General features: G+C 70.6%; 19 protein-coding genes and 1 pseudogene. 6 read left to right on the top strand and 14 right to left on the bottom strand.

Going from position 1 to position 25,444, the window contains the following annotated elements:
• Positions 1–11: 11 nt before the first annotated feature.
• A pseudogene (locus AB0D57_RS29535) lies at positions 12–905 on the top strand (lysylphosphatidylglycerol synthase domain-containing protein); the annotation flags it as partial.
• 137 nt (positions 906–1,042) lie between these two features.
• Here the strand turns inward: AB0D57_RS29535 and AB0D57_RS29530 are convergent.
• Positions 1,043–1,828: a creatininase family protein gene (locus AB0D57_RS29530; RefSeq protein ID WP_362079511.1), complete on the bottom strand. Its 786-nt coding sequence runs from the start codon at positions 1,826–1,828 to the stop codon at positions 1,043–1,045.
• A 49-nt stretch (positions 1,829–1,877) separates the two neighbouring features.
• Here AB0D57_RS29530 and ribA point away from each other — a divergent pair, with 49 nt between their 5' ends.
• Complete coding sequence (ribA, locus tag AB0D57_RS29525) at positions 1,878–2,567, top strand: GTP cyclohydrolase II (RefSeq protein WP_362079508.1); 690 nt, start codon at positions 1,878–1,880, stop codon at positions 2,565–2,567.
• A gap of 300 nt (positions 2,568–2,867) precedes the next feature.
• Here the strand turns inward: ribA and AB0D57_RS29520 are convergent, their stop codons facing one another.
• Genes AB0D57_RS29520 through AB0D57_RS29510 form a run of 3 tightly spaced genes read right to left on the bottom strand, consistent with a single transcriptional unit; the run spans position 2,868 to position 6,112 of the window.
• The gene (locus tag AB0D57_RS29520) at positions 2,868–4,094 is read right to left on the bottom strand and encodes a serine hydrolase domain-containing protein (protein ID WP_362079505.1); all 1,227 of its coding nucleotides are present in this window, start codon (positions 4,092–4,094) and stop codon (positions 2,868–2,870) included.
• A 39-nt stretch (positions 4,095–4,133) separates the two neighbouring features.
• Positions 4,134–5,534, bottom strand: coding sequence for an MFS transporter (locus AB0D57_RS29515; RefSeq protein ID WP_362079502.1), 1,401 nt, complete (start codon positions 5,532–5,534; stop codon positions 4,134–4,136).
• A complete protein-coding gene (locus AB0D57_RS29510; protein ID WP_362079499.1) occupies positions 5,531–6,112 on the bottom strand; it encodes a TetR/AcrR family transcriptional regulator in 582 nt (193 codons plus the stop codon). Before AB0D57_RS29510 ends, AB0D57_RS29515 begins: the two co-directional genes overlap by 4 nt.
• Before the next feature lie 83 nt (positions 6,113–6,195).
• On the opposite strand from AB0D57_RS29510, the gene AB0D57_RS29505 reads away from it, so the two are divergent.
• Together AB0D57_RS29505 and AB0D57_RS29500 are read left to right on the top strand one after the other, a co-directional pair.
• Positions 6,196–6,636: a PPOX class F420-dependent oxidoreductase gene (locus tag AB0D57_RS29505; protein WP_362079496.1), complete on the top strand. Its 441-nt coding sequence runs from the start codon at positions 6,196–6,198 to the stop codon at positions 6,634–6,636.
• A gap of 116 nt (positions 6,637–6,752) precedes the next feature.
• Positions 6,753–8,867, top strand: a complete 2,115-nt coding sequence (locus AB0D57_RS29500; RefSeq protein WP_362079493.1) for a tetratricopeptide repeat protein — start codon at positions 6,753–6,755, stop codon at positions 8,865–8,867.
• Here the strand turns inward: AB0D57_RS29500 and AB0D57_RS29495 are convergent.
• From AB0D57_RS29495 to AB0D57_RS29485, 3 genes are all read right to left on the bottom strand, one after another.
• Positions 8,842–10,587, bottom strand: a complete 1,746-nt coding sequence (locus AB0D57_RS29495; RefSeq protein WP_362079566.1) for a hypothetical protein — start codon at positions 10,585–10,587, stop codon at positions 8,842–8,844. The genes AB0D57_RS29500 and AB0D57_RS29495 overlap by 26 nt on opposite strands.
• Before the next feature lie 291 nt (positions 10,588–10,878).
• Complete coding sequence (locus AB0D57_RS29490) at positions 10,879–12,231, bottom strand: MFS transporter (RefSeq protein WP_362079490.1); 1,353 nt, start codon at positions 12,229–12,231, stop codon at positions 10,879–10,881.
• Positions 12,232–12,519: 288 nt separating this feature from the next.
• A complete protein-coding gene (locus tag AB0D57_RS29485; RefSeq protein WP_362079487.1) occupies positions 12,520–13,185 on the bottom strand; it encodes a TetR/AcrR family transcriptional regulator in 666 nt (221 codons plus the stop codon).
• A 153-nt stretch (positions 13,186–13,338) separates the two neighbouring features.
• On the opposite strand from AB0D57_RS29485, the gene AB0D57_RS29480 reads away from it, so the two are divergent.
• Together AB0D57_RS29480 and AB0D57_RS29475 are read left to right on the top strand one after the other, a co-directional pair.
• Positions 13,339–14,214, top strand: coding sequence for a shikimate dehydrogenase (locus AB0D57_RS29480; protein ID WP_362079484.1), 876 nt, complete (start codon positions 13,339–13,341; stop codon positions 14,212–14,214).
• Between the two features lie 134 nt (positions 14,215–14,348).
• The gene (locus AB0D57_RS29475) at positions 14,349–16,145 is read left to right on the top strand and encodes a TIM barrel protein (RefSeq protein WP_362079482.1); all 1,797 of its coding nucleotides are present in this window, start codon (positions 14,349–14,351) and stop codon (positions 16,143–16,145) included.
• Positions 16,146–16,295: 150 nt separating this feature from the next.
• On the opposite strand, the gene AB0D57_RS29470 is transcribed toward AB0D57_RS29475, so the two are convergent.
• From AB0D57_RS29470 to tkt, 7 genes are read right to left on the bottom strand one after another with little or no spacing between them, the layout of a single operon-like run.
• Positions 16,296–16,898 (bottom strand): histidine phosphatase family protein, encoded by a 603-nt coding sequence (locus tag AB0D57_RS29470; protein ID WP_362079479.1) that lies wholly within the window; start codon positions 16,896–16,898, stop codon positions 16,296–16,298.
• 5 nt (positions 16,899–16,903) lie between these two features.
• Positions 16,904–17,782 (bottom strand): phosphogluconate dehydrogenase (NAD(+)-dependent, decarboxylating), encoded by an 879-nt coding sequence (gene gnd / locus AB0D57_RS29465; RefSeq protein WP_362079563.1) that lies wholly within the window; start codon positions 17,780–17,782, stop codon positions 16,904–16,906.
• Positions 17,783–17,792: 10 nt separating this feature from the next.
• A complete protein-coding gene (gene pgi / locus AB0D57_RS29460; protein ID WP_362079476.1) occupies positions 17,793–19,457 on the bottom strand; it encodes a glucose-6-phosphate isomerase in 1,665 nt (554 codons plus the stop codon).
• Positions 19,450–20,385, bottom strand: a complete 936-nt coding sequence (opcA, locus tag AB0D57_RS29455; RefSeq protein WP_362079473.1) for a glucose-6-phosphate dehydrogenase assembly protein OpcA — start codon at positions 20,383–20,385, stop codon at positions 19,450–19,452. Before opcA ends, pgi begins: the two co-directional genes overlap by 8 nt.
• Positions 20,382–22,055 (bottom strand): glucose-6-phosphate dehydrogenase, encoded by a 1,674-nt coding sequence (gene zwf, locus AB0D57_RS29450; RefSeq protein WP_362079470.1) that lies wholly within the window; start codon positions 22,053–22,055, stop codon positions 20,382–20,384. Before zwf ends, opcA begins: the two co-directional genes overlap by 4 nt.
• Positions 22,052–23,206 carry a transaldolase gene (tal, locus tag AB0D57_RS29445; protein WP_362079465.1) on the bottom strand — a complete coding sequence of 385 codons (1,155 nt, stop codon included), beginning with the start codon at positions 23,204–23,206 and terminating at the stop codon, positions 22,052–22,054. The genes zwf and tal overlap by 4 nt, the downstream gene beginning before the upstream one ends.
• A 20-nt stretch (positions 23,207–23,226) precedes the next feature.
• Positions 23,227–25,302, bottom strand: coding sequence for a transketolase (gene tkt, locus AB0D57_RS29440; protein ID WP_362079462.1), 2,076 nt, complete (start codon positions 25,300–25,302; stop codon positions 23,227–23,229).
• Between the last annotated feature and the right edge of the window lie 142 nt (positions 25,303–25,444).

The following is a 25,444-nucleotide window of genomic DNA, read 5'->3' as shown; positions in this document are numbered from 1 at the left end:
CCCTCGAGCCTATGGCCGCCGTCCCGGCCCACGGTGACGCGGCCTCGCCCCGCGCCCGCGGCAAGGCCGGCGCCCTTCGTGCCCGGCTCAACTCCCGCCGTGTCCGTACCCACTTCGGCACCGCCGCGGGCGTCGCCATCATGGCCGTACTGCTCTGGCGGCTCGGTACCGGAGTCTTTCTGGACGGGCTGCGGCGGGTCGACGGCCCGACCCTGCTGGCCGGGCTGGGCCTCGGCCTGCTCACCACGGTGTTCAGCGCCTGGCGCTGGTGTCTGGTGGCCCGTGAGCTGCGGATCCGGCTGCCGCTCGCAGGGGCCGTGGCGGACTACTACCGTGCACTGTTCCTGAACGCGGCGCTGCCCGGCGGTGTCCTCGGCGATGTACACCGTGCCGTACGACACGGCCAGAGCGCCGGGGACATCGGCCGCGGCGTCCGCGCGGTGGTCCTCGAACGGACCGCGGGCCAGGCGGTGCTGGCGGCCGTCGGAGCGGTGGTCCTGCTCACCCTGCCGTCACCGGTCCTCGTGGACGCCCGCCACCTCGCCCTGATCCTGGCCGTCGTCTCGGTGTGCGCGGTGGTGACGGTGGGCGCAGTGCGCCGGGTCAGGGCGTCCGGCCCGTCCCGGCGGTACGCAGCCGTCCGCGCCGCGTTCACCGAGGCGCGCGGCGCGCTGCTCGCCCGCGGCAACTGGCCGGGTGTGCTGATCTCGTCGGTCGTGGTCCTGGCGGGACACCTCGCGATGTTCCTGCTCGCTGCCCGGGTCGCCGGATGCACCGCGTCCGTCGCCCAGTTGCTGCCCCTGGCGCTGCTGGCCCTGCTCGCCATGGGGCTGCCGCTGAACGTCGGTGGCTGGGGCCCCAGAGAAGGCGTCATGGCGTGGGCCTTCGGTGCCGCCGGGCTGGGCGCCGGCATGGGCCTGAGCGTCGCCGTGATCTATGGAGTGCTCAGCTTCGCCGCCGCCCTGCCCGGCGTCGTGGTCCTGGTCGTCCGGTGGTTCGCGGCGCTGCGGCGCCCCAGGGAGCAGAGTGCGGGAGGGCACGATCAATGCCGAGAGTCAGGGTCCACCGACGGCGGCGTCTTCGCGGTCACCAAGGAGAAGTACGCCCCGAAGGCCTCGGTCAGCCCGGCCAGGATTTCCTTCCCCTTCTCGGCGGAGGCCATCGAGGGACGGCCGATGACGCCGGACTCGGTATAGGCCGACATGCCGAGGGTGAGCAAATGGCGCCGGTCGTCCGCCAGGAAGTCGGATGTCTCGTAGCCGGGCCGGACCAATTCAGGATGAGCGTGCAACAGAATGGAGGTCTCGATTTCCCCCGCGTGCATATCACTGAGCAGCGAGGTCTGTACGCCGGCCCGGTCCCGCGCCCCGTCCCAGTCCTCCATGCCGGGGAAAAGCGCCATACGCGTGCCACTGCCGACGGATTCCTGAACCACATTGCCCAGTACGTAATTTCCGCCGTGCCCGTTGACCAGCACCAGGGTGTCGACGCCCGAGCGGCGGAGCGAGTCGGCTATGTCCCGTATCACCGCGTGGAGTGTGACGGAGGAGATGCTGACGGTCCCCGGCCACGCCGCGTGCTCGTGCGAACAGGAGATCGTCACCGGAGGAAGGAGATGCACCGGATAAGCGGCGGCGACCTCCCGCGCGATCGCGCACGCGACCAGCGTGTCCGTCGCCAACGGAAGGAACGGACCGTGCTGTTCGAAGCTGCCCACGGGAAGCACGGCGACCTCACGGGCGACACCGGACCCCCGCTCCCGCACATCCTCCGTGGTGTCCACCGGCAACAGACCGGACACCGTCGAGTGCGTTCCCGAACTACTCATGTTTCACGGCCTTTCGACTCTGCTTTCGACTCTGCTTAGGAACCAGATCATGACAGATAAATTTGAAGTACTCGCCCAGGCCGCACACCTCTCAGGTGTCGAACGGATCGTGAACGCCCCACTGCCCACCGTGTACGGCGATTTCCAGGCGGTCGGATTCCTGGACCACGATCGCGGTGAGGAACAAGTGGCCCTGGTTTACGGCGAGGTCGGAGATCTGGGCGGTGCCGGGGGCGACGCGGCGAAGGAAGGAGTACTCGCCCGGCTTCATTCCGAGTGCCTCACCGGCGACGCCTTCGGGTCCACGCACTGCGAATGCGGCGACCAGCTCGCCGCGGCGCTGCGCGCCATCGTCGCCGAGGGGCGCGGCGTCCTCGTCTACCTCCGTGGCCACGAGGGCCGCGGCATCGGCCTGCTCGCCAAGCTGCAGGCGATGAAGCTCCAGTCGGAGGGCCTCGACACCGTGGAGGCGAATCTCGCCCTCGGCCTCCCGGTGGACGCCCGTGACTACGGCGTCGCGGCGGACATCCTGCACGACCTCGGCGTACGGTCCGTCCGGCTGTTGTCGAACAACCCGCGCAAGCGGGAGGCGCTGCAACGCCACGGCATCAAGGTCGCCGAACAGGTTCCGCTGCTGATTCCGCCGTGCGCGGAGAACATCACCTATCTGCGTACCAAACGGGAACGGCTCGACCACTTCCTGCCGCACCTGGACGCCGTGGCTTCCCACCGGTCCTGAGCGGTCCGCGGCGGACGGGAGCGTCACCCGGACGCGCCGGGCCGGGTGAGAGCGGCGTGCGCGGGGGGGGAAAGGTGCGAGGAATGACCGACGACGTGCCGCGACGTGCGACGCCGCCGATCGCGTACGCCTGTGGCACCGCACCGAGGAGCGGGCGTAGCGCAGCCTGGAGGCGGTGGGGCCGGCCGGACGGGCCGAGCCCCGCGCCGCGCCGCCGAGACGGCGGCGCGGTCCGAGGAGTGGCTGGCCGAACTCGCCTTGGACGGGATGGACTTCACCTTCCGAGCCACGTGACCTGGCTCAGTCGGACACCGCCTCGTGCACGAGCCGCTTGAGCTCGGGAAAGATCGAATGGGACGACGTCGGGCGAACCTGGGTGTAGAACTGCACGGTCAGGTCCTGGCGCGGGTCGACCCAGAACGTCGTACTGGCGACCCCACTCCAGCCGAACGCGCCTTGGCTGGACGGGACTTGGGTGATCTCCGGGTCCACCACGACGGAGACACCGAGGCCGAAGCCGAGGCCCGCGTTGTGGGGTTCCTGATGCAGTGGGCTGCCGAAGGTACGGCGGTCGGCGTTGCCCGGGAGGTGGTTGGAGACCATCGAGTCCACGGTCTCGGGGCGCAGCAGCCGGACTCCGTCGAGTTCGCCGCGGCGACGGAGCATCTCCATGAAGCGGTGATAGTCGTGGGCGGTGGCCACCATGCCGCCGCTCCCGGAGACGAAGCGCGGGCGGCCGTGCAGCGGGAGTCCGGCGATCGGGGTGATCCGGCCCTCGGTGTCCTCCCCGTAGAGCTCGGCGAGCCGGTCCGCCTGGTTCTCCGTGACACAGAATCCGGCGTCCGTCATCCCCAGCGGGCCGAAGATCCGCTCGGCGAGGAACTCGTCGAGGTCACGGCCGGACACCACCTCGATCAGGCGGCCCAGCACGTTGGTGGAGACCGAGTAGTTCCACTGGGCGCCCGGTTCGAACTGCAGCGGCAGCCCGGCATACACGTCGCAGGTCCCGGCCAGGTCCGCGCCCGGCGCCACCGACGACTCCAGACCGGCGTCGCGGTAGAGCGCGTCGACGGGGTGCGAGTGGTAGAAGCCGAAGGTCAGGCCCGAGGTATGGGTCAACAGGTGCCGGATCAGAAGGGGTTGCTCGGCGGGGCGGGTCTTCGTCTCGGGGCCGGACCCGCTGACGTACACCCGTGGGTGGGTGAACGCGGGGAGGAAACGGGCGACCGGGTCGTCGAGTCGGAAGTGCCCCTCTTCCAGGAGCATCAGCGCGGCGACCGAGGTGACCGGCTTCGTCATCGAGTAGATGCGCCACAAGGTGTCGGTCTCGACGGGGAGTCGGGCCTCCCGGTCGCGCCAGCCGTACGCGGTGAGGTGCGCGACCCGGCCGTGCCGGGACAGGGCCACCAGATAACCGGGCAGTCGCTGGTCGTCGACCAGATGGGCGAAGTGCTGGTCCAGCCGGGCCAGCGCCTTCGCATCCAGGCCCGCCTCGCTCGGCTCGACCTCTTGTCGCAGGTGTCCCATGGCTCTCCTCCGGGCTGCGGCTCTTGGACTACCTCACTGTCATCGTCTCGCACGGACTTCCACCGCGTCCTGCGGGGGACGTCGGTCGGCGGTCACCGTCCCGATACGCCCGGGCAGTCGCAGCGCGAGCGGCAGCCCGGTCGCGGACACGGCCGCCAGAACCGTCAGCGGCGGCCCCGTCGCGACACCGCCCGTGAGGGCCATCACCGTGGTCGCCACGGAGATCCCCAGAGTGGGCCCGACATTCATCGCGGTCTGCTGGAGTCCGCCCGCCACCCCCGCCGAGGACGCGGAAGCGTGCCGCACGACGACCGCCGTCGCGGTGACCATCACCGTCGCGAAACCGGCGCCCAGCAGCAGAAAGCCGGTGCCGATCGCCACCGCCGTCGATTCCTCGTCGAGCCGGGACAGCAGCACGACCCCCAGGGTGAGGTTGCCCAGCCCGGCGAGGCTTGTCCGACGGGCCCCCAGCCGACGCATGAGGACGGCGGACACGGGCGCGCCCACCACCATCATGACGGCCCCCGGCAGCGCGTGCAGGCTGGTCCGCAGCGGGTCCAGACGCAAAACTTCCTGCAGGAAGTAGCTGCCGACGAACAGCGCGCCGAGCATCGCCGCCGACGCCGCCACCAGAATGCCGAGCGCCGCGCCGATCGCCGCGGAGCCAAGCACATCGGGCGGGAGCAGCGGGTTCGCGGTCCGGCGTTCATGGCGTACGAACACGGCTCCTGTGGCCGCGACCACCACCAGCTCGAGTGCTGTCGCGGTCGTCCAGCCGGTTTCCGGTATTCCGACCAGTGCCCGGACCAGACACACCAGCGCCACCGCGAGCAGGCAGGCCCCGGACAGATCGAGCCCGCCCGCCGGGACCCTGCCCCGCGCCGGGGCCCGGACGGTGAGAACCAGCGCGCCCATGACGAGTGCGGGCACGACATGGAGGAAGAAGACGGCCCGCCAGCCGAGATGGGTGACCAGCGCCCCGCCGACGACCGGGCCGGCGGCGGCCGCGAGACCGATGGCGCTGGTGCGCAACGCGATGGGCATACCGAGCCGGTCCGGCGGATACGCGGCGCGCAGCATTCCGAGCGTGGCCGGCTGGAGCAGCGCGCCGAAGATCCCCTGGGCGACCCGCAGTCCGATCACCCAGCCGATGCCGGGCGCCAGGCCGATCCCTGCCGACGTCGCGCCGAAGCCCAGGATGCCCATGGCGAAGAGCCGCTGGTGGCCGTACCGGTCTCCGAGCCGCCCCGCGAACACCAACAGGCTCGCCACCGCGATGAGATAGCCGGTGCTGGTCCACTGGACCTGTGAGAACGACGCGTTCAGCTCGCGTTGCAGTGTGGGCTGGGCGACCGTGAGCACGGTGCCGTCCAGGGCGACGATCACGGCCCCGACGACACTGCTCGTGAGCGTGAGCCGACGCCGGGCCGATGACTTCACCGCTCCTCCGGCCCGAGGTGTGCGTCCAGTGCGGCATTCAACAGGGGTACGAAGTCATCGGCGCCGGTGGTGACCTGGAGGCTGCCCCAGCCCCACAGCTGGGCGATTCCGTGCAGGTTCGCCCACAGGGCGCCCGCGACGACCGGGGCGTCGGCCTCGGGGCGCACCTGGCCGACCAGGTCCACCAGTACGCCGAACAGCGGCAGGCTCGTCTCCCGCAGACCCAACCGATTGCTCTCCAGCAGGTCATGACGGAACATCAGCTCATACATTCCGCGGTGGGCCAGCGTGAAGTCGAGGTAGACCTTCGCGAGCGTGGCGAGCTGGGCACGGGGGCCGGCCTCACTGCCGCGGCCGACCGCCTCCGTCGCCCGGGCCCCCAGGTCGGTGAAGCCCCGGCGGGCGATGGCCGACAGCAGTTCCAGGTGGGTCGGGAAGTAGCGGCGCGGCGCCCCGTGGGAGACGCCGGCGCGGCGGGCGATCTCCCGAAGGGTCAGTGCCTGTGCGCCCTCCGCGGTCACCAGATCGACCCCGACCTCGATCAGGCGGGCCTTCAAGCCTGCCTCCTGCTCGCTCATAGACACTGTCTACCAGCCGCGAGTAGACAGTGTCTACTGTGTCTGCTCGGAATGTTCGTCTCCCCCCGAGGGTTGATGAAGACATGACTCAGGACGCGACGCAGGACGCACTGCTCACGCTGCTCTCCGAGTACAAGGGCGGGGTGCTGGTCACCCTCAAGAAGGACGGACGGCCCCAGCTGTCGAACGTCAGCCACGCCTACTACCCCGACGAGCGGATCATCCGGGTCTCGCTCACCGACGACCGGGCCAAGACCCGCAATCTGCGCCGGGACCCGCGGGCCTCCTACCACGTGACCAGCGAGGACCGGTGGGCGTACACGGTCGCCGAGGGCACGGCCGACCTCACATCCGTCGCCGCGGATCCCCAGGACGAGACCGTCGAGGAGCTCATCCGCCTCTACCGGGACGTCCTGGGGGAGCATCCCGACTGGGACGACTACCGGGCGGCGATGGTCCGCGACCACCGGCTGGTGCTACGGCTTCATGTGGAGCGCGCCTACGGCATCGCGCGCGAACGCTGATCCGGCTCCGAAAGTCGAGGACGGCCCCTCACCTCGCGTTGTCGCAACTACTGTTGATCTCGGACGGTGTCACCCGGAGGCACCGCCGCGGCGTCGGAAGCGGGGAGTGCGGGGGCATGCTGGATCCCATCTCGTTGGGGGCCATCACGGCGGTACTCGGCGCCGTGGGATCGGGAATGGCCAACGAAGCGGGCAAGTGGGCCTGGGAGTCCACCGGAGGACTGGTGCGCCGGATCGCGGGGCGGGAGGTCGCCGCGCCGACGACCGCGGAGCAGACGGCTTCCGTCGCGCGGCTGGTGCACGAGCGACTGCACGACGACCCGCAACTCGCCCACACCTGGACCCTGTTCGCCCGAGGGGTGTCGCTTCCCGGAGCCGGTTCACGACCGGAGCGGCCCCGCCTTCCCGCGTCCGTACGGTTTTTCACCGACCGTCAGGACGCTTTGAAGAGCCTCGACAAGGAGGTCTCGCGGACCTTCGACGGCAGCCCTCGGGTGGCCCTCCTGCACGGGCGGGAAGGCATGGGCACCAGCACCCTGGCCGTGCACTGGGGCTGGCGCCAGGCGGACCGCTTCCCGGACGGGCAGCTCTACGCAGACCTGCGCGGCCCCGGCGCGCGTGACCCCGGAGCTGTCCTCAGCTCGCTGCTGCGCCAACTCGGCATCCCTGACGAGGAGATACCGCCCGCCACCTCGGACCGCGCCGACCGCTTCCGGCGGCACGTGGCCGACCGGCGGCTGCTGCTCGTCCTCGACCACGCCCAGTCCGCCGCGCAGATCCTGCCCCTGCTGGCCTCCGCGCCCGGGGTGTTCACGGTCGTCGTCACCCGGCGCCCGTTCACCGGCGTGGACGCCCTGCCGGTCCAGGTCGGCCCGCTGGCCAAGCGGGACGCGGTCCACCTGCTCACCCACCTCGTAGGCAAGCCCGCGATCACCGCGGCCAAGGCCGCGCTGCCCGCCGTACTGGACCGTTGCGGCGGCTCGCCGTACGCCCTGCGGGCCGCCGCGCCCCGTCTCGCCGCACCCTCCGCGGAGAGTTCGCCCGTGCCCGACAGCGACCCGGTGCGCGCGGCGGCCGAGGACTCCTACCGGCTGCTGGCCCCCGACGCGGCCCGCGTCTACCGGTTGACCGGCCTCTACGACTGGCCCGCCTTCGACGCCGCGACCGCCGCACGCGCGGCGGACATCGAGCCGGGCGAGGCGGATCGGATCCTGGAGGAGCTCGCCGACGCGCTCCTGCTGGAACGCACGGGCGCGGGGCGCTACCACTACCGGCCCGTCGTCCGCGCACACGCAGAAGCCGCCGCGGCCGCCACCGACGGCATCGCCGGCTGCTCGGCCGCGGTGTCCCGGACCGTCGAGGGCTATCTGCACCTGGCTGTCGGCGCCGCGCAGGCGGCCCTCCCGGAGAGCTGGCGCGTCCCCTCCGGCGCTACACCGGTCTCCTTCACGGACCGGGGTGAGGCGGTGTCCGCGCTCGCCACCGAAGCACGCAACCTCGTCCAGGCCGTGCACGCCGCCGAGGAGTTCGGCGACCGGGACACCGTCCTGCGGCTCTGTCAGGCGCTGTGGCCGCTCCAGCTCAAAGCGGGCCACCACGACATCCTCCTGCCCGCCCTGCGGACCGGTGCGCGCACTGCCGACGCCCACGTCCCGGGAACCCGCTCGGCCGGCGCGCTGCACGCCCAACTGACCCACACGCTCACCGAGTTGCGCCGCTGGGAGGAGGCCGAACCGGAGGCGCTCGCAGCCGCCCGGGACGAGCGTGCGGCCGGACATGTACGCGGACACGCCTCCGCCGTCGAGTTCCTCGGCCTGCTGCGCCTGAGGCAGTGGCGCTGGCAGGAGGCGTACGACTGCTTCGAGGAGGCGTCCGGCATCCTCGACGGCATCGGCCCCGACGGCGAGGGAGCCCGCGATCTGCCGCGTGCCCGCGCCCTGTTGGAGCGCCACCGCGGTCGCGCCCTGCGCAATCTCGACCGCCGGGCCGAGGCGCTGGAACGACTGGAGCGGGCGTTGAGGTTCTTCCGGGAGAGCGGGGAGGCGTACAACACGGCACGCACGCTCACCGACCTTGCCGAAACCCACCTGTCCGGCGGCGAGTTCACGACCGCGCTGTCGCTCGTCGACGAGGCGATCGCGGCCCTCGCACCGGAACAGGCCGCGTATCAGCTCGCGGCTCTGCGGACGTTGCGCGAGCGCTGCCTCAACTCCGGTGGCCCCCAGGGGTGATCAGGACGCGGTGGAGCGTCGGACCGGTGCGCATCGCCAGGCCCGGACCGACCAGCTCATCGAGCGACTTGCCCGCAGCGAGCCAGGCGTACACCGCGGAGGCGTACGCGGCTGGATCGGCGTCCGCGGTCGACTCGGCGGTGAGGTGGAAAAGGCCTTCGGCGCGGGTGCGGACGATGCAGCTGCCGGGACCGGTGACATAGGCGGCGAGCGCGCACTCCGGGAAACGGGCCAGCACCTCCGACGTCCACAGCGCCGGTGAGCCGAAGCGCGGGTCGGTGGCCTCGGCGTACCTGAACACGACGTCCGCCAGGACGAGTGGGGACGGATCGCGGGTGTCCTCGTGCACCGCCGTGTGTGCCTGGCCCGGGCCCTCCGGCTCGGGGCACGGGTCGGTGTGCCGCACCACCGAGACCTCGCCCGAGCCGAGAAGTCGCGTCAGGACACGCAACGGTGCGGTGCGGGACGGGGGTTCGTACGGCGGCAGTGGGAGCGGTTCGAGAAGTGCGGGCACATCCGGCTCGGGGATGCCGATGATGTCGTAGAAGAGACGGCGCAGCCGGGCCGCCGACTCGCCGGGCACGGAGCTGGTGAACCCGGCGGGTCCCGGCAGCGGCCGGTGGGTGGCGAGCAGTGACTCCAACTGGGGGAGCAGAGGGGCCCCGGGCGCGAGCCGTGGCGCTTCCCGCACGAAGTCGGAGACGGGTGCGGCGGGGTCGAGACCCGACAGTGGTGCCGCTCCGAGAAGTACGGGGGTGCCGAGCGCGGCGGCGTAGTAAGTGACCGAGCCGTGGTCACCGATCACCGCGTCCGCCGCGATCAGGGCCTGGCGCCAGCCCTCCAGCGGGTCGATCAGCGTCAGCCCCGCCCGGCGCGCCCGGTCCAGCCAGGCGCGGATCTGGCCCGGGCCGTGGCCGTGCCAGATGTTGGGATGCAGCACGGCCGCGAGCCGGTACTCGTCCGCCGGGAACTCCGCGGTCAGTCGCGGGAGCAGGGACGGGAGTACGTCATCGCCGCCGCCGTCGCCGAAGAGCGACTCCGGGTTCCAGGTGGAGTTGAGGAGGATCAGCCGTTGTCCGGTTCGCACGCCGAGGGCACGGCGGTAGCGGTCGCGGTACGGACGGGCTGCCAGTATGCGGTCGAAGCACGGGTCTCCGGCGAGTACGGCCGTCGGCGCCGCCTCGGGACAGGCGATGCGCAGACGCTCGTACTGCTCCGGATGCGACAGCACCAGCGCGTCGGCGATGGGCTTCCCGTCCTCGTCCAGGAGCCACTCGGGAGACATCCCGAACACAGGAACTGGCCCCCGGCGTCCGGTATCCGGTATCCGGTATCCGGTATCCGGTATCGCCAGCGTTTTAGTGTAGCCGACACCATGGGACAATACGGTCAACTTGCCAGCGAATTCCTGGAGTTGGCCGCCGAAGCTCGCCGAGATCACGAGGGACACCGGGGTCGCGACCGCCTGCTCCCAAGGCAGCACAGGTACATCGACGTCGGCGAGCAGCTCGGCGACACCGGATCGGAACGCCGACGATCCGGTGCACGTCACCAGCACTTGTACCCGGAAGTCGTCGTCGAACAGCGGGAGCACATCGAGGAGTCGCGTCGCGGCGGTGACGTTGTGCACGACCAGCAGAACGCGACGGCAGTGTCCCCGGGTGGCCCAGCGGGCCGCGTCGTCCCCGACCGGCACCCGTATCCACTCGTCCCGCGCCACGCCCGTACCCCGCCCTCGCGCCCGTCGGCCCAGCTCACGGCCGGGATCCACTGCTGTGATCGGGCAACGATAGTCAACGGGGGCTCCGCGCACACCGGCCGCCCCTGAACCCGGCCGGGGTGCGCGGAGTGGCTCTGTGTAACTGCGCTGTTCTTTTCTGCTTGTTCCGGCCGATGTTCTTGCTGGAAACGTCAGCTGTCAACCGTGCCTCGGTACGCCTCCGGAGAACAGCCAGGTCCCCGACAGCCCTGTGCTGTCGGGGACCTGGGTTTCCCGGGGGGAGCGGGAGGATCAGGCGGTGACCGTCTCACGCTGTGCGGCGTTCTGCGTGCCCCGCTCGCCCAGCTGCTCGGTCGGCACCTTGTGCGTCTCACGGGCGGTGAGTACGGCGAGCACCGGCGGGATGCACAGCGCCGCGGTGAACAGCGCCACCATCGACCAGTTGTCGCCGTCCGGGCCCGCGATCTGTGCCGCGAAGGTGACCGCGAACCCGGCGACGGCGAAGCCGATCTGCGTGCCGATCGCCATGCCGGAGAGCCGGACGCGGGTGGAGAACATCTCGCCGTAGAAGGACGGCCAGACACCGTTCGCGGCGCTGTAGACCACACCGAAGGCGAGGATGCCGAAGAGGAGGACGAGAGGGTACGAGCCCGTGGAGACGGCCCACAGGTAGGCGAACATCAGGACGGCGCTGCCCGCGGCGCCGATCAGATAGACCGGGCGGCGGCCGATGCGGTCGGAGAGCGTGGCCCAGGCCGGGATCGCGCCGAGGGCGACGATGTTGGCGAGCGCGCCCACCCACAGCATCTGGGTACGGGACAGGCCGACCGAGTCACTCGTGCCGTACGACAGAGCCCATACCGTGAAGATCGTGCTGACCGAGGCGATCAGGGCGCCCGCGATGACCCGCAGGACGTCCGCCCAGTGATGGCGCATCAGCACGGCGAGCGGCAGCGCGGGGACGCCCTCGCTCGCGGCCTGCTGGGTGAAGGCCGGGGTCTCCTGCAGCGTGCGGCGGATCACATAGCCGACGACGGCGACCGCGACGCTCAGCCAGAACGGCACGCGCCAGCCCCAGGAGAGCAGCTGGTCCTCGGGCAGCGCGGCGATCGGGAGGAAGACCAGGGTCGCGAGGAGCTGGCCGCCCTGGGTGCCGCTGAGGGTGAAGCTGGTGAAGAAGCCGCGCCGGTTGGGTGGCGCGTGTTCCAGCGTCATGGAGTTGGCGCTGGCCTGCTCGCCGGCCGCGGAGATGCCTTGCAGGACGCGGCACAGGACCAGCAGGACGGGGGCGAGGCCGCCGACCTGGTCCCGGGTGGGCAGACAGCCGATGAGGAACGTCGAGAGGCCCATCAGCATCAGCGTGAAGACCATGATCTTCTTGCGGCCGAGCCGGTCGCCGTAGTGACCGAGGAACAGCGCGCCGATCGGGCGGGCCGCGTACGCGACACCGAACGTGGCCAGCGAGAGCAGGGTCGCGGTGGCCGGGTCCGAGTCGTCGAAGAAGACCTTCGGGAAGATCAGGGCGGCCGCGCTGCCGTAGATGAAGAAGTCGTAGTACTCCAGAGCGCTGCCGATCCAGGCGGCCATGGCGGCTTTCTTGGGCTGGCCGGGTGGCGCGTCGAGCGGGGCGGCGGGGACAGACACGGCGTGCTCCTTCTGGGGAACTCCGGGGAGGGGAGTGGCGGAGGGGGAGAGGTGCCGGGGCCCTGGGGTGGCGGGTCGGCCGTTGCCGGGTGACGCGTCCGCCTCGGCGGTTGCGCATCGTCCGGCTAATTAACCCACTGGGTAGTTAGTAGCGGATGGCTACGGATGTTGCGCTGACGTTTCCCGGGTGTCAAGAGGTCGTGCCAAAGGATCTTCCCGGGATCGGGTACGCGGGCCGGGGGCGGGCCCCCGTCCGGCCCGCGGTTTCCCGGTGCGCCCCGCGGGTTCTCAGTCCGTCGCGCGGTCCGCCGTGAGATAGGCGATGACCATGTCGCCGAGCATGGTCCGGTAGTGTTCCCGCCGGTCGGGGTCGACCAGGTCACGGCCGAAGAGGGCGCCGAAGGTGTGCCGGTTGGAGACCCGGAAGAAACAGAACGAGCTGATCATCGCGTGCAGGTCCACGGCGTCGACGTCGGCCGTGAACAGGCCCGATTTCCGCCCGGTCTCCAGGATGCGGCGGATCACGTCCAGTGCGGGTGAGCCGATCCTGCCCAGCTCCTCGGACCCGGCGATGTGCTCGGCCTCGTGGATGTTCTCGATGCTGACCAGCCGGATGAAGTCGGGGTGCGCCTCGTGGTGGTCGAAGGTCAGCTCGGCGAGCCGGCGGATGGCCGCGACCGGGTCGAGATGTTCGACGTCCAGCTCCTGTTCGGCCTGCCGGATCTCGGAGTACGCGCGCTCCAGAACGGTCGTGAACAGCTGTTCCTTGCCGCCGAAGTAGTAATAGATCATCCGCTTCGTGGTGCGGGTGCGGGCGGCGATCTCGTCGACCCGGGCGCCCATGTAACCGGCGCGCGCGAACTCCTGGGTGGCCACGTCGAGAATCTCGGCCTTGGTGCGCGCGGCGTCACGGACGCGTCCGCCCGGCCGTGTGGGTTCTTCGACGCTGGTCATCGGGTTCCTTCGGGCGAGGGGACAGTGCCGGTGATTGTAGAAGCAGGCTCCGGGGGCCGGATCACGAGTTCCAGGACGGCTCTTCCCGTGGGTCCACGATGCTGATATAGCTAACGTACTAGTTCGTACATTAGTGAGCCGAGGAGTCCCGCCGTGCCCCAGAACTCTTATCTCGTCGGCCTCATCGGTTCCGGCATCGGCCCCTCGCTCAGCCCCGCGCTGCACGAGCGGGAGGCGGACCGACAGGGTCTGCGCTATCTGTACCGGCTGCTGGACCTCGACACCCTCGGCGTCGGACCGGAGGCGGTGGGCGATCTCGTCCGTGCCGCACGCGACCTCGGCTTCGACGGGCTGAACATCACGCATCCCTGCAAGCAGCTGGTCATCGGCCACCTCGATGAGCTCGCCCCGCAGGCCGAGGCGCTCGGCGCGGTCAACACCGTCGTCTTCGAGGGCGGTCGCGCGGTCGGACACAACACGGACGTCACCGGGTTCGCGGCGTCCTTCGCGCGCGGTCTGCCCGACGTCCCCCTGGAGCGGGTCGTGCAGCTGGGCGCGGGTGGCGCGGGCGCGGCCGTCGCGCACGCGGTGCTGACGCTGGGCGCCGGCCATGTCACCGTTGTCGACGCGATGGCCGACCGGGCCGCGGATCTCGCCGCCGCGCTGAACCGCCACTTCGGCGCGGATCGCGCGACCGCCGCGACGCCGGACACACTCGGGGCACTCCTCGCGCACGCCGACGGCGTCGTGCACGCCACGCCGACCGGCATGGCCGCCCACCCCGGCCTGCCGTTCCCGGCCGAGCTGCTGCACCCCGGTCTGTGGGTCGCCGAGGTCGTCTACCGTCCGCTGGAGACCGAGCTGCTGCGCACCGCCCGTGCGATCGGCTGCGCCACTCTCGACGGTGGGGGCATGGCGGTCTTCCAGGCCGTGGATGCCTTCCGGCTGTTCACCGGGCGGGAACCCGACAGTGCGCGGATGCTTGCGGACATCGCCGAGTTGGCGGGTGTGGCGGGGGCCCGGAGCTGAGGGCGACTCATGGGTGGGGTGAGCGGGGTTGTGCGGCGGGCGCGGGTGCGTGGGAGCTGATCGCAGTTCCCCGCGCCCCTCACGGGGCCCGTACCGACCAGGGCATTCAAAAGCGACACCGAAGGAGCATCAACGTGCGTACGTCCATCGCCACCGTCTCGCTCAGTGGATCACTGACCGAGAAGCTCACGGCCGCGGCCCGGGCGGGCTTCGACGGCGTCGAGATCTTCGAGAACGACCTGCTCGCGTGCCCCCTCACGCCCGAGGAGATCCGGGCCCGCACCGCCGACCTCGGTCTGAGCATCGACCTGTACCAGCCGATGCGCGACATCGAGGCCGTGCCCGAGGACGAGTTCGCCCGCAATCTGCGCCGGGCGCGGCACAAGTTCGACCTCATGCGACGGCTGGGCGCCGACACCGTCCTGGTGTGCTCCAGTGTCTCGCCACTCGCCGTGAACGACGACGCGCTCGCCGCCGGACAACTGAGCCAACTGGCCGACCTGGCACAGGACTTCGGCATCCGCGTCGCCTACGAGGCACTCGCGTGGGGACGCCATGTGAGTACGTACGACCACGCCTGGAGCATCGTCGAGGCCGCGGACCATCCCTCCCTCGGCACCTGCCTGGACAGCTTCCACATCCTCGCCCGCGGCAGTGACCCCAAGGGCATCGAGGACATCCCCGGCGAGAAGATCTTCTTCCTGCAACTGGCCGACGCCCCGCTGATGGCGATGGACGTCCTGCAGTGGAGCCGCCACTACCGCTGCTTCCCCGGCCAGGGCGGGTTCGACATCGCCGGGCTGCTCGGACACGTCCTGCGCGCCGGATACCGGGGACCGCTCTCCCTGGAGGTCTTCAACGACGTCTTCCGGCAGGCCGAAGCGGGCCCGACCGCCGTGGACGCGCGGCGCTCTCTGCTCGTACTGCAAGAAGCAACCGGAATCGCCGCACTGCCCGCGCCCGTGGTGCCCACCGGCGTCGCCTTCGCCGAACTCGTCACCCCCGACGTCGAACCCGTCACCGCGCTCCTCGGCGCCCTCGGCTTCACCCGCAGGGCCAAGCACCGCAGCAAACCGGTGGACCTCTGGCAGCAGGGCGAGGCCCGCGTCCTGGTCAACACGGGACCGGCCGCCCGGCGCGACGGCACCTCGCTCGCGGCCGTCGGCCTGGAGTCCCCGGATCCGGCCGCCGCGGCCCGGCGCGCCGAATCACTGCTCGCGCCGGTCCTGCCGCGCCGCCGCGCCCCCGAGGACGCGTTGCTGGACGCGGTGGCCGCGCCCGACGGCGTCGAACTCTTCTTCTGCGCCACGGAACACCCCGAACTGCCCAGCTGGACAGAGGACTTCGAGGCCGTCGAGCACCGCGGCGGCGTATCGCGCGTGCACCGCGTCGACCACCTGGCCCTCACCCAGCCCTGGCACCAGTTCGACGAGGCGGCCCTCTTCCACAGCGGTGTGCTCGGGCTGAGCGGGCAGGACAGCGTCGATGTCGCCGACCCGTACGGCCTGCACCGCAGCCGCGCGGTCACCAACGCCGACGGCAGCGTCCGCATCGCCCTCGGGGTCGGACCCGCACCCACCGACGAGGACGCCCGCGCCCAGCACATCGCCTTCGCCACGGACGACGTGGTCACCGCGGCCCGCCACTTCCGTGACGCCGGCGGCCGTCTGCTGCCGATGCCCGCGAACTACTACGACGACCTGGCCGCACGGTACGAGTTCGCTGACGGCGAGCTGGAGACGTACCGCGAGCTCGGCATCCTCTACGACCGTGACGCGGACGGCGAGTTTCGCCACTGCTACACGGAGACCGTCGGCCGCGTCTTCTTCGAACTCGTCCAGCGCGACGGCGGCTACCGCGGCTACGGCGCCCAGAACGCCCCGGTCCGCCTCGCCGCGCAGCACGCGGTGGGCCGCCGCCCGGGGCGCTGACACGATCGGAGCGTATGACCCGCCGGCTGACGGTCCCGGATCCACGAGGCGTCGCGCGGCGGGTGAACCGGGGCCGACCGAGAAGGCCGGCCCCCTACGTTGGGGAAGGCCCGGCCCGCCCCGGAGGGCGGGCCGGAATCTCCTCGGTTTCTACAGCACCGCGGAAGTTCCGGCGGCGTTCCACTCGGCGATCACAGGACGGCCGTGCTCCGTGGAGAGCCGGCTGACCGTCCCCGTCGCGAGCTGGAACAGCCGTCCGTCCGCGGCGGGCAGCCCCAGCCGGCGGGCGGTGAGCACCCGCAGGAAGTGGGCGTGCGCCACGAGGATCACATCGCCGCCCTCGAGCGCCGCCGCCACGCGGGACAGCACGCGGTCGGCGCGCTGTCCCACCTCGGCCGGCGACTCGCCGGGGTGCTCCGCCGGACCGGGCGCCACCCCGTCGTTCCACAGGTACCAGTCGGGCCGGGTGCGATGTATCTCGACGGTCGTGACGCCTTCGTACGCGCCGTATCCCCACTCGTGCAGATCGGGATCGGGTACGGCCCCGTACAGACCGGCGAGTTCCGCCGTGCGCACCGCGCGGTCCAGCGGGCTGGTGAGCGCGAGGGCGAAGGTCCGGCCGGCGAGCAGCGGGGCGAGGGACTTCGCCTGTTCCTCGCCGTGCTGGGTGAGCGGCAGGTCGGTCCAGCTGGTGTGCCGGCCCGACGCACTCCACTCGGTCTCGCCGTGGCGGACCAGCAGGAGGTCGCCCATGGTCGTTACTCCGCGGACTCGACGGCGTGGCCGCCGAACTGGTTGCGCAGCGCGGCGATCATCTTCATCTGCGGCGAGTCGTCCTGGCGGGAGGCGAATCGGGCGAAGAGGGAGGCCGTGATGGCGGGCAGTGGGACGGAGTTGTCGATGGCCGCCTCGACGGTCCAGCGGCCCTCGCCCGAGTCGTCCGCGTAGCCGCGCAGCTTGTTCAGGTGCTCGTCGTCGTCCAGGGCGTTGACGGCGAGGTCGAGCAGCCAGGAGCGGATGACCGTGCCCTCCTGCCAGGAGCGGAAGACCTCGCGCACGTCCGTGACGGAGTCGACCTTCTCCAGGAGCTCCCAGCCCTCGGCGTAGGCCTGCATCATGGCGTACTCGATGCCGTTGTGGACCATCTTGGAGAAGTGGCCGGCGCCGACCCTGCCGGCGTGCACGAAGCCGGATTCACCCTCGGGCTTGAGCGCGTCGAAGATCGGCTGGACCTTCGCGACGTGCTCGGCGTCGCCGCCGACCATCAGCGCGTAGCCGTTCTGCAGACCCCAGACGCCGCCGGAGACGCCCGCGTCGACGAAGCCGATGCCCTTGGCGGCGAGCTCCTCCGCGTGCTGCTCGTCGTCGGTCCAGCGGGAGTTGCCGCCGTCGACGACGGTGTCGCCGGGGGAGAGGAGGCCGCCGAGTTCGTCGATGACGGACTGGGTGGGGGCACCGGCCGGGACCATCACCCAGACCACGCGGGGGCCTTCGAGGCTTCCCACGAGGTCGGTGAGGCTCGACACGTCGGCGAGGTCCGGGTTGCGGTCGTAGCCGATGACGGTGTGGCCCGCGCGGCGGATCCGCTCGCGCATGTTGCCGCCCATCTTGCCGAGGCCGATGAGGCCAAGCTGCATGGCAGTCATGTCAGTTCACTTCTTCCGGTGCGTTCTTGAGCGTGCGGTAGGCGGCCACGAGGGCGGCGGTGGAGGGGTCGAGGCCGGGGACGTCGGTGCCTTCGGTGAGCGCGGGCTCCACCCGCTTGGCGAGGACCTTGCCCAGCTCGACGCCCCACTGGTCGAAGGAGTCGATGTTCCAGATCGCGCCCTGGACGAACACCTTGTGTTCGTAGAGGGCGATGAGCTGGCCGAGGACCGAGGGGGTCAGTTCGCGCGCGAGGATCGTGGTCGTCGGGTGGTTGCCCTTGAACGTCTTGTGCGGCACCAGTTCCTCGGGCACCCCCTCAGCCCGTACCTCGTCCGGCGTCTTGCCGAAGGCCAGCGCCTGCGTCTGCGCGAAGAAATTCGCCATCAGCAGGTCGTGCTGGGCGGCGAGTTCGGGCTCCAGCTCGTCGACCGGGTTGGCGAAGCCGATGAAGTCCGCCGGGATCAACTTGGTGCCCTGGTGGATGAGTTGGTAGTAGGCGTGCTGCCCGTTGGTGCCGGGCGTGCCCCACACCACCGGACCGGTCTGCCACTCCACCGGACGGCCCTCGCGGTCCACGGACTTGCCGTTGGACTCCATGTCCAGCTGCTGCAAGTACGCGGTGAACTTGGACAGGTAGTGCGAGTACGGCAGCACCGCGTGCGACTGGGCGCCGAAGAAATTGCCGTACCAGACACCCAACAGGCCCAGCAGCAAAGGTGCGTTGGCCTCGGCGGGGGCGGTGCGGAAGTGCTCGTCGACGGTCCTGAACCCGTCGAGCAGCTCCCGGAACCGGTCCGGACCGATGGCGATCATCAGGGACAGCCCGATCGCCGAGTCGAAGGAGTAGCGTCCGCCGACCCAGTCCCAGAACCCGAACATGTTGGCCGTGTCGATGCCGAAGTCGGAGACCTTCCCGGCGTTGGTCGACAGCGCCACGAAGTGCTTGGCCACGGCCTTCTGGTCGTCGTCCAGCCCGGCCAGCAGCCAGGCGCGCGCCGAGGTGGCGTTGGTGATCGTCTCGATGGTGGTGAACGTCTTGGAGGCGATGATGAACAGCGTCTCCGCCGGGTCCAGGTCCCGCACGGCCTCGTGCAGGTCGGCGCCGTCCACGTTCGACACGAACCGCACGGTCAGCGAACGGTCGGTGAAGGCGCGCAGCGCCTCGTAGGCCATCGCCGGACCGAGGTCGGAGCCGCCGATGCCGATGTTGACGACATTGCGGATCCGCCGACCCGTGTGGCCGGTCCACTCGCCCGAGCGGACCCGCTCGGCGAAGTCGGCCATCTTGTCGAGCACGGCGTGCACACCGGGGACGACGTTCTCGCCGTCGACCTCGATCACCGCGTCACGGCGGGCGCGCAGCGCGGTGTGCAGCACCGCGCGGTCCTCGGTGACGTTGATCCGCTCACCGCGGAACATGGCGTCCCGCAGGCCGAACACGTCGGTGGCGGTGGCCAGTTCCTGGAGCAGGGCGAGGGTCTCGTCCGTGATCAGGTGCTTGGAGTAGTCGATGCGCAGGTCACCGACCCGCACGACGTAACGCTCCGCGCGTGCGGGGTCGGTGGCGAACAGCTCACGCAGCTGCGGGTGGAGCAGCCCGTCGGCGCGGTGGTCCTCCAGGGCCACCCACTCCGGGCGCCGCGTGAGCTTGGGGGTGTCAGACATGACGGGGGGTCTCCTTGGTGCCCTCGCCTCGCAGGGCGATGGCGTACATGTCGTCCGCGTCGAGGCGGCGCAGTTCCTCGGCGATCAGCTCGGAGGTGGTGCGCACCTTCAGCGCGAGGGTGCGCGAGGGCTGTCCGGGCAGGGACAGCGTGGCCAGCGGGCCCTCGGGGCGGTCGATCACGATCTCGCCGTTCTCCGTGCCGAGCCGTACCGCCGTGACCACCGGACCGGCGGTGACGACGCGCTCGACCGGCACCTCGAGCCGGGTGCCGAGCCAGCGGGCCAGCAGTTCGGCGCTCGGGTTGTCGGCCTCGCTCTCGACAGCGGCCGAGATCACCTTCGTACGGGCCTGGTCGAGCGCGGCGGCCAGCATCGAGCGCCACGGCGTCAGCCGGGTCCAGGCCAGGTCGGTGTCGCCCGGCGCGTACGAGGCGGCACGGGCCTCCAGCGCGGCGAGCGGGGCCTCGACGGCGTACATGTCGGTGATGCGGCGCTGCGCGAGGGCGCCCAGCGGGTCCTTGGCGGGCACGTCGGGGGCGTCCACCGGCCACCAGACGACGACGGGCGCGTCGGGCAGCAGCAGCGGCAGGACCACCGAGTCGGCGTGGTCGGACACCGCGCCGTAGGTCCGCAGGATGACCGTCTCACCGGCGCCGGCGTCGGCGCCCACGCGGACATCCGCGTCGAGGCGCGAGTTGGTGCGGTCGCGCGGGGTCCGGGCGTGCCGCTTGATGACGACCAGGGTGCGCGAGGGGTGCTCGCGCGAGGCCTCCTCCGCCGCCCTGATCGAGTCGTAGGCGTTCTCCTCGTCGGTGACGATGACCATCGTCAGGACCATGCCCACGGCGGGAGTGCCGATGGCACGGCGCCCCTGCACGAGCGCCTTGTTGATCTTGCTTGCCGTGGTGTCGGTCAGGTCGATCTTCATGGCCTGCGCCAGCTCCGTCCGTCTCGTGCGAGCATCTCGTCGGCTTCCTTCGGACCCCAGCTGCCCGAGGAATACTGCGCGGGCTTGCCGTGGGTCTCCCAGTAGCCCTCGATCGGGTCGAGGATCTTCCAGGACTCTTCCACCTCTTGGTGACGGGGGAAGAGATTGGCGTCGCCGAGCAGGACATCCAGGATCAGCCGTTCGTACGCCTCAGGGCTGGACTCGGTGAACGACTCGCCGTAGGCGAAATCCATCGTGACGTCCCGGATCTCCATCGACGTACCCGGCACCTTCGATCCGAAGCGCACCGTCATGCCCTCGTCGGGCTGGACGCGGATGACGATCGCGTTCTGGCCGAGCTCCTCCGTGGCGGTCGAGTCGAACGGGGAGTGCGGGGCGCGCTGGAAGACCACCGCGATCTCCGTCACCCTCCGGCCGAGGCGCTTGCCGGTCCGGAGATAGAAGGGCACGCCTGCCCAGCGGCGGTTGTCGACCTCCAGCTTGACGGCCGCGTAGGTGTCGGTCGTCGACCTGGGGTCGATGCCGTCCTCCTGGAGATAGCCGCGCACCTGCTCGCCGCCCTGCCAGCTCGCCGCGTACTGGCCGCGCACGGTGTGCTCGCCCAGCTTCTCCGGCAACTTCACGGACTTGAGGACCTTGAGCTTCTCGGTGAGCAGCGAGTCGGCGTCGAAGGCGATGGGCTCCTCCATGGCGGTGAGCGCCATGAGCTGCAGGAGGTGGTTTTGGATCACATCCCGCGCCGAGCCGATGCCGTCGTAGTAGCCCGCCCGGCCGCCGATGCCGATGTCCTCGGCCATCGTGATCTGGACGTGGTCGACATATGACCGGTTCCAGATGGGCTCGTACATCTGGTTGGCGAAGCGCAGCGCCAGGATGTTCTGGACGGTCTCCTTGCCGAGGTAGTGGTCGATGCGGAACACCTGGTCCGGGTCGAACACCTCGTGCACGATCTTGTTGAGCTCGCGGGCGCTGGCCAGGTCGTGGCCGAACGGCTTCTCGATCACCGCGCGCCGCCAGGAACCCTCCGGAGCGTCCGCCAGCCCGTGCTTCTTGAGCTGCTGGACGACCTTCGGGAAGAACTTCGGCGGTACGGAGAGATAGAAGGCGTAGTTGCCGCTGGTGCCCCGCGAGGAGTCCAGCTCGTCGACGGCCGTGCGCAGTTGCTTGAACGCCGCGTCGTCGTCGAAGTCGCCCGGGATGAACCGCATGCCCTCGGCGAGCTGCTGCCAGACCTCCTCGCGGAACTCCGTACGGGCGTGCTCGCGCACCGAGTCGTGGACGACCTGTGCGAAGTCCTGGTCCTCCCACTCGCGGCGGGCGAAGCCGAGGAGCGAGAAGCCCGGCGGCAGCAGACCCCGGTTGGCGAGGTCGTACACGGCCGGCATCAGCTTCTTGCGGGACAGGTCGCCGGTGACGCCGAAGATGACGAGACCCGAGGGGCCCGCGATCAGGGGGAGACGGCGGTCGCGGGGGTCGCGCAGCGGGTTCGACCAGTCGAGGGACGCAGCGGCGGCGTCCGCGTCGGCCTTCGCCTTGCCCTTCGCCCCGGCCTTCACCTCAGCCGGTTCCACGGCCGGGTCACCGGATCCCTCCGGCGCGGCGGCCGCATCCTGCGGGGCGCTGTCGGAAAGTGACTCACGCTTGCTCATTCCCCTTCAGCTCCCTTGACTCCCTTGCCGCTCAGCGAGGTCGCCACCGCGTCGAGCAGGTCTTCCCAGGCCGCCTCGAACTTCGAGACGCCCTCGTCCTCCAGCTGCTTGACGACCTCGTCGTACGAGATCCCGAGCCCCTCGACGGCCGCCAGGTCGGCGCGGGCCTGGGCGTAGCCGCCGGTCACCGCGTCGCCGTGGATGTCCCCGTGGTCGGCGGTGGCGTTGAGGGTCGCCTCCGGCATGGTGTTGACCGTGCCCGGCGCGACCAGCTCGTCGACGTACAGGGTGTCCTTGTACGCGGGGTCCTTGACGCCGGTCGAGGCCCACAGCGGGCGCTGCTTGTGGGCGCCGGCCGGGGCGAGCGCGGTCCAGCGGGCGGAGGCGAACACCTCTTCGTACGCCTCATAGGCGAGCCGCGCGTTGGCGAGCGCGGCCTTGCCCTTGAGGGCGAGCGCCTCGTCGGTGCCGACCTTCGTCAGCCGCTTGTCGATCTCGCTGTCGACGCGGGAGACGAAGAAGGAGGCGACGGAGTGGATGCCGGCCAGGTCGATGCCCGCGGCCTGCGCCTTCTCCAGGCCCGCCAGGTAGGCGTCCATGACGTCGCGGTAGCGCTCCAGCGAGAAGATCAGCGTGACGTTGACGCTGATGCCGAGGCCGATGACCTCGGTGATCGCCGGGAGACCGGCCTTCGTCGCCGGGATCTTGATCATCACGTTCGGGCGGTCGACCAGCCAGGCGAGCTGCTTGGCCTCGGCGACGGTCGCCGCGGTCTCGTGGGCCAGCCGGGGGTCGACCTCGATGGAGACCCGGCCGTCACGGCCGCCGGTCGCGTCGTACACCGAGCGCAGGATGTCGGCGGCGGCGCGGACATCGGCCGTGGTCATCATGCGGACGGCCTCGTCGACCGTCACGCCGCGCACGGCGAGGTCGGCCAGCTGCTCCTCGTACCCCTCACCGGAGCCGATGGCGGCCTGGAAGATGGAGGGGTTGGTGGTGACGCCCACCACGTGCTTGGTCTCGATGAGTTCGGCCAGGTTGCCCGAGGCGATGCGCTTGCGCGACAGGTCGTCCAGCCAGATGGAGACGCCTTCGTCGGAGAGGCGCTTGAGGTTTCCCGCGGTCGCGGTTGCTTCGGTCACAGTGATCATCTTCCTTAAGTGCGATCGGATCAACCGCGGGCGGCGGCGAGGGATTCCCGCGCGGCGGCGGCGACGTTCTCGGCGGTGAAGCCGAACTCGGCGAACAGGGTCTTGGCGTCGGCGGAAGCACCGAAGTGCTCCAGCGAGACAATGCGTCCGTGGTCACCGACGTAGCGGTACCAGGTCAGGCCGATGCCCGCCTCGACCGCCACGCGGGCCTTCACGGACGGCGGAAGCACGCTCGCCCGGTACTCCGGGGACTGCTCCTCGAACCACTCGACGGACGGCATCGACACCACCCGGGTGCCGACCCCCTCGGCCTCCAGCAGCTCGCGCGCCTCGACGGCGAGGTGCACCTCGGAGCCGGTGGCGACGAGGACGACGTCGGGCGTGCCGGTGGACGCGTCGCGCAGGACGTAACCACCCTTGGCCGCCTCGGAGTTGGCCTCGTACGTCGGCACACCCTGACGCGTCAGCGCCAGGCCGTGCGGGGCCGGGTTCGTGGCGTGCCGCTTGAGGATCTCGGCCCAGGCGATGGAGGTCTCGTTGGCGTCGGCCGGACGGACGATGTTCAGTCCGGGGATGGCGCGCAGCGAGGCGAGGTGTTCGACCGGCTGGTGGGTGGGGCCGTCCTCGCCGAGACCGATGGAGTCGTGGGTCCAGACGTACGTCACCGGGAGCTGCATCAGCGCGGACAGCCGGACCGCGTTGCGCATGTAGTCGGAGAAGACCAGGAACGTGCCGCCGTAGATGCGGGTGTTGCCGTGCAGCGCGATGCCATTCATCTCGGCGGCCATCGAGTGCTCACGGATACCGAAGTGGACGGTACGGCCGTACGGGTCGGCCTCCGGCAGCGGGTTGCCCTTCGGGAGGAAGGAGGAGGTCTTGTCGATGGTCGTGTTGTTCGAGCCGGCGAGGTCGGCGGAGCCGCCCCACAGCTCGGGGATCACACCGCCGAGCGCCTGGAGGACCTTGCCGGACGCGGCGCGGGTCGCGACGGAGGTGCCCGCCTCGAAGACGGGGAGCTGGTCCTCCCAGCCCTCGGGGAGCTGACCGGCCACGATCCGGTCGAAGAGCTTGGCGCGCTCGGGGGCGGCCGTCCGCCACTCGGCGATCTTCTTGTCCCAGGCGGCGTGCGCCTCGGCGCCACGGTCCAGCGCCTGGCGGGCGTGTGCGAGGACCTCGTCCGCGACCTCGAAGGTCTGCTCCGGGTCGAAGCCCAGGAGCCGCTTGGTGGCCGCGATCTCCTCGGCGCCGAGCGCCGAGCCGTGCGAGGCCTCGGTGTTCTGCGCGTTCGGCGCGGGCCAGGCGATGATCGTGCGCATCGCGATGATGGAGGGGCGCTCGGTCTCGGCCTGCGCCGCCTTGAGCGCCGTGTGCAGCGCGTGGACGTCGATGTCACCGTCGGCGGAGGGCTCGATCCGCTGAACGTGCCAGCCGTACGCCTCGTAGCGCTTCAGCACGTCCTCGGAGAAGGCCGTCGCGGTGTCGCCCTCGATGGAGATGTGGTTGTCGTCGTAGACGAAGACCAGGTTGCCGAGCCTCTGGTGGCCGGCGAGGGACGAGGCCTCGGCGGAGATGCCCTCCTCCAGGTCGCCGTCCGAGACGATCGCCCAGATGGTGTGGTCGAAGGGGGACTCGCCCTCGGGGGCCTCGGGGTCGAAGAGGCCGCGCTCGTAGCGGGCGGCCATCGCCATGCCGACGGCGTTGGCGACACCCTGGCCGAGCGGACCGGTGGTGGTCTCGACACCCGCGGTGTGCCCGTACTCGGGGTGACCCGGCGTCTTCGAGCCGTGCGTGCGGAAGGCCTTGAGGTCGTCCAGCTCGAGCTCGTAACCGGAGAGGAAGAGCTGGGTGTAAAGGGTCAGCGAGGTGTGGCCGGGAGAGAGGACGAAGCGGTCGCGGCCGGTCCACTCCGGGTCGGCGGGGTCATGTCGCATCACCTTCTGAAAGATCGTGTACGCGGCCGGGGCCAGGCTCATCGCGGTGCCCGGGTGGCCGTTTCCGACCTTCTGTACGGCATCGGCGGCCAGGATGCGGGCCGTGTCGACGGCTCGCCGGTCGAGATCGGTCCATGCGAAGCCGTCGGAGCTCTGCGTACTCATCTTCAAGAAGTCCTCACGAGATGGGGAATCGCTGGTGGAGCGCGTTCAAACTTAAAAGTCAGACTTTTGGAGGGGAAGGTGCGGCTGTGTCAGGCTTCGGTGAAAGTGGGACAGCGGCAGACGGACCGAGGCGGCACGAGAC

The organism is Streptomyces sp. NPDC048275, from assembly GCF_040652275.1.
Classification (GTDB): domain Bacteria; phylum Actinomycetota; class Actinomycetes; order Streptomycetales; family Streptomycetaceae; genus Streptomyces.
Note: the sequence above shows the minus strand (reverse complement) of the source record. Positions and strands in the feature narration are given on the sequence as shown.

What these genes read in the sequence shown, in the direction of transcription:
- AB0D57_RS29530 (WP_362079511.1), bottom strand. Translation starts at nt 1,828, where the DNA reads ATGAGTAGTTCGGGAACGCACTCGACGGTGTCCGGTCTGTTGCCGGTG.
- ribA (WP_362079508.1), top strand. Translation starts at nt 1,878, where the DNA reads ATGACAGATAAATTTGAAGTACTCGCCCAGGCCGCACACCTCTCAGGT.
- AB0D57_RS29520 (WP_362079505.1), bottom strand. Translation starts at nt 4,094, where the DNA reads ATGGGACACCTGCGACAAGAGGTCGAGCCGAGCGAGGCGGGCCTGGAT.
- AB0D57_RS29510 (WP_362079499.1), bottom strand. Translation starts at nt 6,112, where the DNA reads ATGAGCGAGCAGGAGGCAGGCTTGAAGGCCCGCCTGATCGAGGTCGGG.
- AB0D57_RS29505 (WP_362079496.1), top strand. Translation starts at nt 6,196, where the DNA reads ATGACTCAGGACGCGACGCAGGACGCACTGCTCACGCTGCTCTCCGAG.
- AB0D57_RS29500 (WP_362079493.1), top strand. Translation starts at nt 6,753, where the DNA reads ATGCTGGATCCCATCTCGTTGGGGGCCATCACGGCGGTACTCGGCGCC.
- AB0D57_RS29485 (WP_362079487.1), bottom strand. Translation starts at nt 13,185, where the DNA reads ATGACCAGCGTCGAAGAACCCACACGGCCGGGCGGACGCGTCCGTGAC.
- AB0D57_RS29470 (WP_362079479.1), bottom strand. Translation starts at nt 16,898, where the DNA reads ATGGGCGACCTCCTGCTGGTCCGCCACGGCGAGACCGAGTGGAGTGCG.
- gnd (WP_362079563.1), bottom strand. Translation starts at nt 17,782, where the DNA reads ATGCAGCTTGGCCTCATCGGCCTCGGCAAGATGGGCGGCAACATGCGC.
- pgi (WP_362079476.1), bottom strand. Translation starts at nt 19,457, where the DNA reads ATGTCTGACACCCCCAAGCTCACGCGGCGCCCGGAGTGGGTGGCCCTG.
- opcA (WP_362079473.1), bottom strand. Translation starts at nt 20,385, where the DNA reads ATGAAGATCGACCTGACCGACACCACGGCAAGCAAGATCAACAAGGCG.
- zwf (WP_362079470.1), bottom strand. Translation starts at nt 22,055, where the DNA reads ATGAGCAAGCGTGAGTCACTTTCCGACAGCGCCCCGCAGGATGCGGCC.
- tal (WP_362079465.1), bottom strand. Translation starts at nt 23,206, where the DNA reads ATGATCACTGTGACCGAAGCAACCGCGACCGCGGGAAACCTCAAGCGC.
- tkt (WP_362079462.1), bottom strand. Translation starts at nt 25,302, where the DNA reads ATGAGTACGCAGAGCTCCGACGGCTTCGCATGGACCGATCTCGACCGG.